This window comes from Pseudomonas sp. Sample_16, from assembly GCF_004307665.1.
Classification (GTDB): domain Bacteria; phylum Pseudomonadota; class Gammaproteobacteria; order Pseudomonadales; family Pseudomonadaceae; genus Aquipseudomonas.
In genome coordinates, this window is the sequence record NZ_RCOB01000008.1 from 1 (window position 1) to 7,272 (window position 7,272).

Genomic DNA, 7,272 nt, shown 5'->3' on the forward strand with positions numbered 1-7,272 from the left:
ATTCCTACCTGCGTCGCACCAGCGAAGTCAGCCAGTTGCCCGCCGCCAAACAGGAGGCCCAGCAATGAGCACCCAACCCAACCACTTCGCTCCCTTGGCGCGCCTGCTGCATTGGCTGATGGCACTGATGATTGTTGCCATGTTGTTCATCGGCGCGGGCATGGTCGCCTCGGTGTCCGAGCGTCATGAATGGCTGATCAATCTGCACAAACCTTTGGGTGTCGCGATTCTGCTGTTGGTCATCGTGCGTCTGGTGGTGCGTTTTTCCACCACGCAGCCACCGCTGCCGGCGGACCTGCCAAGTTGGCAAGCGCTGGCGGCCAAAGCCTCGCATGTGTTGCTGTACGCCTTGATGCTGGTCTTGCCATTACTGGGCTGGGCGATGATTTCGGCGTCGGGCGAGCCGGTGATGCTCAGCAGTTCACTGCAGTTGCCGTCGATTGTGCCGGCGAACGCGCAGGTGTTTGCGTTCTTGCGCAAGGCGCATGGGTATCTGGCTTATCTGTTGTTCCTGACCGTGCTGCTGCACCTGGCGGCGGCGTTGTTTCACGGTTGGATTCGGCGTGATGAGGTGCTGGACAGCATGTTGCGAGGGAAAGATCGCGGGTAACTGAGGGCTTGAAGGCTGCATGCCGGCATGCAGCCATCCGGGTAGATCAACGCAACGTATCAACCATCTCCGCCACTGTCGTCAACACATCCTTGCCCAACTGCTTCGAACGCTTGCCCGACCATCCCGTCAACGGGTCCGGATGATCGTCGTGGTCCTTGAACGGCATTTCCAGCGTCAGGGACAAGCAGTCGTATTTCTGCCCGACGGCGTTGCAGGCCAAGGTCATGTTGGCCTTGCCCGGTTCGTCGCGGGTGTAACCGTACTTGGTCTGGAAATCCTTGGTGGTGCGTTTCAAGTGGCTGCGGAAATGTTCTTCAAGTTTTTCGATCCGCGGTGTGTAACCCGGATTGCCTTCGCATGCGGCGGTGAACACGTGAGGGATTTCCTCGTCACCGTGCACGTCGATGAACATATCGACGCCATACTTCTCCATCTGCTGCTGTACGAAAAACACCTCCGGGCTGATTTCCGGGCTGGCGCTCTGCCAGGCGCGATTGAGGTCCTGACCCATGGCGTTGGTGCGCAGGTGACCGTGGAAGGCGCCGTCCGGGTTCATGTTCGGCACCAGATACAGATCGGCGCTGGCCAGCAGTTTGCTCAGCACCGGGTCGTCGTGGCGTTCGAGGCGTTCGATGACACCCTCCATGAACCACTCGGCCATGTGCTCGCCGGGATGTTGCTGGGCAATGATCCACACCTTGCGCTGGCCTTCGGCGCCGGTGCCTTTGCGCAACAATTGGATATCGCGACCTTCGACACTTTTGCCGGTGGCCAGCAACTCGGTGCCAGCCTTTGCCAGTGCTTGTTCAATCAGCCAGTCGTGACGGCCACGACTGTAGGGTTCGAAGTAGGCGAACCAGGCGTGGGTCTGGGTGGCTTCGAGGCAGAAGCGCAGGCAGTCGCCTTCGAAGATGGTCGGTACGCGGAACCAGTTGACGTGGTCGTAGGAAGCGACTGCCTGATAACCGTCCCAGGCCTTGTTGTACGAAGACTGGCTGGCATTGTTCAGGCGAAACCAATGCTCCTGGCCGACATGCAGGCCACTGGCCTTGAAGTGGAACCATTGAAAATGGTGGCTTTTGCTATCAGGGCGGATCGCCAGCAGCGGCTTGAGCGGGTCACTGAGGTCGATGACTTGAATGTTGCCGCTGTCGAAGTTGGCGCTGATATCGAGGGAAGATTTGGCCACGGTCGGGTTCCTGATCAGGTTTTTATGGCGGCTACTTTACACGCAAGAGCAAGGGCTTAGGAGCTTGCAAAGATCGTTTCCACCCAGGATGCCCGCGCGCTTTACGACTCAAGGTTTGCTGCGAAGCCTGCCCATCGAAGCGTAGCGATCATCCGTGTTACCACCAGCACCATTTTGAGGCCGGCAGGTGACAGGTTGGGGCATTTCAACTCGTTACCGGTCGGCCCCTTCAGCCTTATACAGCCCTGTTGAAGGCTGATACTTCAGTGTAATCAAACACCTGTAAACCATGCGCCAAATTTGGCATGCATTATGCCTTTTTGGCTTTATGGATAATTGGATACAAAAATACAAAAGGTGCACCGATGAAATTCGCCCCTGCCTATACCGAGCGTCAGCCTGTCACTGCTGAGGAAGAGGCCTACAACTTTCTTCTGGAGGCTATTTGCAAAGGTCGTTACCGCACCGGCGAACGGCTGATCGCCGAGGACATCGCCGGTGAAATCGGCATGAGCCGCATGCCGGTGCGTGAGGCTTTCCGCCGTCTGGATGCTGACGGTCTGGTGACATTGCGGCCCAATCGCGGCGCCATTGTGCGCGGCCTGAACATCGACGAAATGCGTGAGGTGTTCGAGATGCGCAGCGCCCTTGAGGGGCTCGCGATCCGGGTGGCTGTGAGCAAGATGACCGAGCGCCATTTCAGCCATCTGGAGCGTCTGCTGGACGAGATGGACGACTACCGCGAGGACGGTGCCGAGTGGGTCAGCCGCCATCGCGCGTTCCATGAGTACCTGTGCAGCCTGAGCGAACGCCCGCGGTTGATGCGGCAGATTTCGGCGCTGTATTCGGTGATCGAACCGCACATGCGCCTGTGGCTGCAACACGCCGACAAGCCACGCAGTGCCCGGGATGAGCATGCCTCGATTGTCGCCGCCCTGCGTTCCGGCGATCCGGACAAAGCCGCAGAAGTGGTGTGCGAACACATCGAAGGCACCATCCCGCGGTTGATTCAGTTTCTCGAAGCCCATCAATAGAAGAACAACCACCTCCTGCACAGGGGGGCATTTGCAGCCAACTGGAGTCATGACATGCACAAGCCTTGCGCGTTAGTTGCCCTGTTCACCTTGAGTCTGTGTTCGCAATGGGCGATGGCCGCCCCCGAATTGCCCGAGCGATTAAGCAAGAGCGAGAAGATCGTCTATTGCTCCGGCATGGATTCGCCGCCGCTGGTGTCGTTTGACCTGAAACAACAACCGGTCGGGCTTCAGGTGGATATGGGCGAAGCGATTGCCCAGCGTTTGGGTAACAAGAAAGTCGAATGGCGCATCTCGCCCTTCGCCGGGCTGATCCCTGCATTACTCGCGCAGCAGTGCGACATGATCGTCGACCAACTGTTCGACAAACCCGAACGCCGTGAAGTGATCGACATCGTCAACTTCATGTATTCCAGCCAGTCCATCGTGGTGCCCAAGGGCAATCCGAAGTCGGTGAACACGCTGGAAGATTTGTCCGGGCTCAAGGTCGCGGTCAGTAACGGTTCGACTATCCGCGTGCTGCTGGGCAAAGAGAACGAAAAACTCGAAGCGGCCGGCAAGCCGCCGATGAAACTGGTGGTGTACAACGTCGACGCCGACGCCTTCCAGGCCTTGCGCATCAACCAGGTGGACGCTTTCGGCACCACGGTCGAGTCTGCCGGCCATTACCAGCAACTGGCCCCGGATCTGTTTCAGTCGGCGGTGCCGGCATTCAACCGCATCCTCACCGGCTTCGGCGTGCGTAAAAGCGATCCGCAGTTGACCGTGGCGCTCACCGAAGTGCTGCAAGGCATGCGCGCCGACGGCAGTTACGCCGCGCTCCTCAGTAAATGGCATGTCGATAGCGACAAACTGGACTGAGGGAAAACCTGATGAACTTCAATTGGGATGTGTTCTGGCAGTACCTGCTGCAACCCAGCGATGTGTACCTGACAGGGCTTTGGCTGACTTGCCTGATCAGCGTTTCAGCGATGTTGCTCGGTTGTGTGCTTGGGCTGATCGCTGCGTTGATGAAGCTGTCGAGAAACCCGCTGTTGCAGTACCCGGTGCGCTTTTATGTCTGGCTGATGCGGGGCACGCCGCTGCTGGTGCAGATCGTGTTTCTGTACACCGCGTTGGCGGCGGGCGGGATTTTCCGTTTCGAAGACCTGGACCTCGGCTGGTTCATCGTGCCGGGCAACATCCAGGCGGCGATCATCGCGCTGGGTCTCAACGAAGGCGCCTACATGGCCGAGATCATTCGTGCCGGGATCGGCGCGGTGGACAAGGGGCAGTACGAAGCCGGGCGGTCCCTGGGCATGACGTTTCCCAAGTTGATGCGCCGGATCGTGTTGCCCCAGGCGTTCCGGGTGATCGTGCCGCCGCTGGGCAACGAGTTCAACGTGATGCTCAAGAACACCACGCTGGTCAGCGTGATCGGGGTGCAGGAGTTGTTGCTCAGCACGCAAATGGTGACCTCGGCGACTTTCCGCGTGTTCGAGTTGTATCTGGTGGTGGCCATCTACTTCCTGGCGTTGACCACGCTCTGGGGCTTTTTCCAGCGTTGGCTGGAGACACGCTTCGGTCAGTCCGATCGCCCGGCGCCAGCCGCCAGCCGAATGTTTGGACGCCACACCATGAAACTGCTGAGGGGGCGTTGAGATGGCGCACATGAGTGAAGAGCTGGTCATCGAAGCGCTGGATATTCACAAGTCCTTCGGCGACCTGGAAATTCTCAAGGGCATTTCCCTGCAGGTGAAGCGCGGTGAAGTGGTGGTGCTGATCGGCGCGTCCGGCTCCGGTAAAACCACGTTTATCCGCTGCATCAATCTGCTGGAAGACATTCAGTCGGGGCAGATCCGTGTGGCGGGTCAGCCGATGGGCTATCGCACCCGGGCCGATGGCAGCCTGGTACGGGATTCGGAGCGCAACATTGCACGTCAGCGCCGCGACATCGGCATGGTGTTTCAGCGCTTCAATCTGTTCCCGCACATGACGGCCCTGGAAAACATCATCGAGGCGCCCATTCAGGTGTTGGGGGTGTCGCGTGCGGCGGCATTGGAGCAGGCGCGGGCGCTGCTCAAGCGGGTCGGGCTGGCGGAAAAGGCCGATCATTACCCGTCGATGCTGTCCGGTGGTCAGCAACAACGAGTGGCCATCGCCCGGGCGCTGGCGATGAAACCCCAGGCGATGCTGTTCGACGAACCCACCAGCGCCCTCGACCCGGAGACGGTGGGTGAAGTGCTGCAAGTCATGAAGGAGCTGGCTGAGGAGGGCATGACCATGGTCGTGGTCACCCACGAAATGGGCTTTGCCCGTGAAGTCGCCGACCGGGTGGTGGTGCTCGATCAGGGCGAACTGATCGAGCAGGGACCGCCCGAGCAGATCTTCAGTCAACCCAGGCACGCCCGTACCCGCGCGTTTCTCAGTCGAGTGCTGTAGGAGCGAGCCTGCTCGCGATAAACGTTAAGGATAACGAGGCAAGTCAGACATCCCGCGTCGTTCTCCAGTTCATCGCGAGCAGGCTCGCTCCTACGGGGTTCTTTTACGAACATTTCTTTTGTGTGAGTCCTGCCATGTTCAAGTTTTCCGCCCATGAATATCCCTACGCCTCACAACGTCAAAGTGTCTTCGCCAAACGCGGCATGGTCGCCGCCTCGCAACCGCTGGCAGCCGAAGCCGGAATCGAAATCATGCGCCGCGGTGGCAATGCCATCGATGCGGCGATCGCCACGGCCGCAGCGCTGACGGTCGTTGAACCTACCGGTTGCGGTATTGGTGGCGACGCGTTTGCGTTGGTCTGGACGCAAAACAAGTTGCACGGTTTGAACGCCAATGGCGCTGCCCCGCAAGCCTTGAGCATCGAGGCAGTGAAAACCGCCGGCCATGAAAAAATGCCGTTGCATGGCTGGACACCGGTCACCGTTCCGGGCTGCCCGTCAGCCTGGGCGGAGTTGTCTTCGCGCTTCGGCCGGCTGCCGTTTGCCGACTTGCTGCAACCGGCGATCAGCCTGGCGCGCGATGGTTTTCCCGTGTCGCCGGTGGTTGCGCTGCAATGGCAAACCGCGCTGGAAGACTTCTCTGCTGATCGCTGTGAGGCACTTGAAAGTTGGTTCGAGACTTTTCTGATCGATGGCCGTGCGCCCCGAGCCGGTGAAGTGTTCCGCAACCCGGCCCAGGCTCGCACGCTGAGCGAGCTGGCGGCCACGGCGTGTGAAAGCTTCTATCGCGGTGCACTGGCGCAACGGCTTGACGCGCACTCGCGGGCCACGGGTGGCTATTTGCGCGCCAGTGACTTGCAGGACTACCGCGCGCAGTGGGTCGAGCCGATCAAGGTCAATTACCGCGGAGTCGATGTCTGGGAAATCCCACCGAGCGGGCAGGGGCTGGTGGCGTTGATGACATTGAAGATTCTCGAGGGCTTTGACTTCGATCACCGCGACAGTCAACAAACCTGGCACCGTCAACTGGAAGCCATGAAGCTCGCCTACAGCGATGGCTTGCACTACATCACCGATCCGCAGCACATGCGTGTGGCGGTCGATGATTTGCTGAGCGATCACTATGCAACTCATCGACGCTCGCAGATCGGCGAGCGCGCCGTCGCGCCGCAACCGGGTGATCCCCATGCCAGCGGCACTGTTTACCTGGCCACCGCCGATGCCGAAGGCAACATGGTTTCATTCATCCAGAGCAACTACCACGGTTTCGGTTCCGGCGTGGTGTTGCCCGACAGTGGTATCGCCCTGCAGAACCGTGGCGAAGAATTCAGCCTCGATCCAGGTCATGCCAATTGCCTGGCTCCGGGCAAGAAGACGTTCCATACCATCATTCCCGGGTTCCTCAGCAAAGACGGCGAGGCGATGGGGCCTTTCGGCGTGATGGGCGGTTACATGCAGCCGCAAGGGCATGTGCAAATGGTGATGAACCTGGTGGATTTCGGTCTCAACCCGCAAGCGGCGCTCGATGCACCGCGTTGGCAGTGGCTGGGCGGGCTGAAGGTCGGGATCGAACAGGATGCATCGCGGGACATGGCGGCGGCGCTGGCACGTCGTGGTCACACTGTAGAAGTTGCCTGCGACCTCACCAGTTACGGGCGGGGCCAGATCATCTTGCGCGATCCTGAATCGGGCGTGTTATGCGGAGGCACCGAACCGCGAACGGATTCGCATATCGCCGTGTATTGAAAGGGCGTTGGGGGCATCAAGGGGGGGGCGTCCTCCTTGACGCCGAGGCAGCTTAGAGAGTGTGCGATTGATTCTCAAGTGCTATTTGCCATTGGTTTGCCCTAATGATCACAGGCACCGCTTGCCAACAAATATTCTTTTGATATCATCCGCGCCATCGATTTGTGACACCCAAAGACTTCATTAGCCTGAAGCCATAAGCCAGAAAACTGGCAAAAAAAAGACCCGGCAAAAAGCCGGGTCAAAAACCGTGATTAGCCTGATGAGGAG

At 59.3% G+C, this 7,272-nt stretch carries 7 protein-coding genes; 6 read left to right on the forward strand and 1 reads right to left on the reverse strand.

Features of this window, described 5'->3' with window-relative positions:
• Positions 1-64: 64 nt before the first annotated feature.
• The gene (locus tag D8U69_RS00665; RefSeq protein WP_130904275.1) at positions 65-610 is read left to right on the forward strand and encodes a cytochrome b; all 546 of its coding nucleotides are present in this window, start codon (positions 65-67) and stop codon (positions 608-610) included.
• A 46-nt stretch (positions 611-656) separates the two neighbouring features.
• Here the strand turns inward: D8U69_RS00665 and D8U69_RS00670 are convergent, their stop codons facing one another.
• Positions 657-1,802 (reverse strand): carboxypeptidase family protein, encoded by a 1,146-nt coding sequence (locus tag D8U69_RS00670; protein ID WP_177434537.1) that lies wholly within the window; start codon positions 1,800-1,802, stop codon positions 657-659.
• Between the two features lie 365 nt (positions 1,803-2,167).
• On the opposite strand from D8U69_RS00670, the gene D8U69_RS00675 reads away from it, so the two are divergent.
• The 5 genes from D8U69_RS00675 (at position 2,168) to D8U69_RS00695 (ending at position 7,002) form a co-directional block, all read left to right on the forward strand.
• Positions 2,168-2,836 carry a GntR family transcriptional regulator gene (locus tag D8U69_RS00675; protein WP_130904277.1) on the forward strand — a complete coding sequence of 223 codons (669 nt, stop codon included), beginning with the start codon at positions 2,168-2,170 and terminating at the stop codon, positions 2,834-2,836.
• A gap of 54 nt (positions 2,837-2,890) precedes the next feature.
• Positions 2,891-3,697, forward strand: coding sequence for an ABC transporter substrate-binding protein (locus tag D8U69_RS00680; RefSeq protein WP_056854657.1), 807 nt, complete (start codon positions 2,891-2,893; stop codon positions 3,695-3,697).
• An 11-nt stretch (positions 3,698-3,708) separates the two neighbouring features.
• Positions 3,709-4,476, forward strand: coding sequence for an amino acid ABC transporter permease (locus tag D8U69_RS00685; RefSeq protein ID WP_056854656.1), 768 nt, complete (start codon positions 3,709-3,711; stop codon positions 4,474-4,476).
• Between the two features lies 1 nt (position 4,477).
• A complete protein-coding gene (locus tag D8U69_RS00690; RefSeq protein ID WP_056854655.1) occupies positions 4,478-5,257 on the forward strand; it encodes an amino acid ABC transporter ATP-binding protein in 780 nt (259 codons plus the stop codon).
• Positions 5,258-5,391: 134 nt separating this feature from the next.
• Entirely contained in the window at positions 5,392-7,002 is a 1,611-nt protein-coding gene (locus D8U69_RS00695; protein WP_130904279.1) for a gamma-glutamyltransferase family protein, read from the forward strand.
• Positions 7,003-7,272: the final 270 nt, after the last annotated feature.

Excerpts from the sequence above, each read along its gene's own strand:
- D8U69_RS00665 (WP_130904275.1), top strand. The coding sequence starts at position 65 with ATGAGCACCCAACCCAACCACTTCGCTCCCTTGGCGCGCCTGCTGCAT.
- D8U69_RS00690 (WP_056854655.1), top strand. The coding sequence starts at position 4,478 with ATGGCGCACATGAGTGAAGAGCTGGTCATCGAAGCGCTGGATATTCAC.
- D8U69_RS00680 (WP_056854657.1), top strand. The coding sequence starts at position 2,891 with ATGCACAAGCCTTGCGCGTTAGTTGCCCTGTTCACCTTGAGTCTGTGT.
- D8U69_RS00695 (WP_130904279.1), top strand. The coding sequence starts at position 5,392 with ATGTTCAAGTTTTCCGCCCATGAATATCCCTACGCCTCACAACGTCAA.
- D8U69_RS00675 (WP_130904277.1), top strand. The coding sequence starts at position 2,168 with ATGAAATTCGCCCCTGCCTATACCGAGCGTCAGCCTGTCACTGCTGAG.
- D8U69_RS00685 (WP_056854656.1), top strand. The coding sequence starts at position 3,709 with ATGAACTTCAATTGGGATGTGTTCTGGCAGTACCTGCTGCAACCCAGC.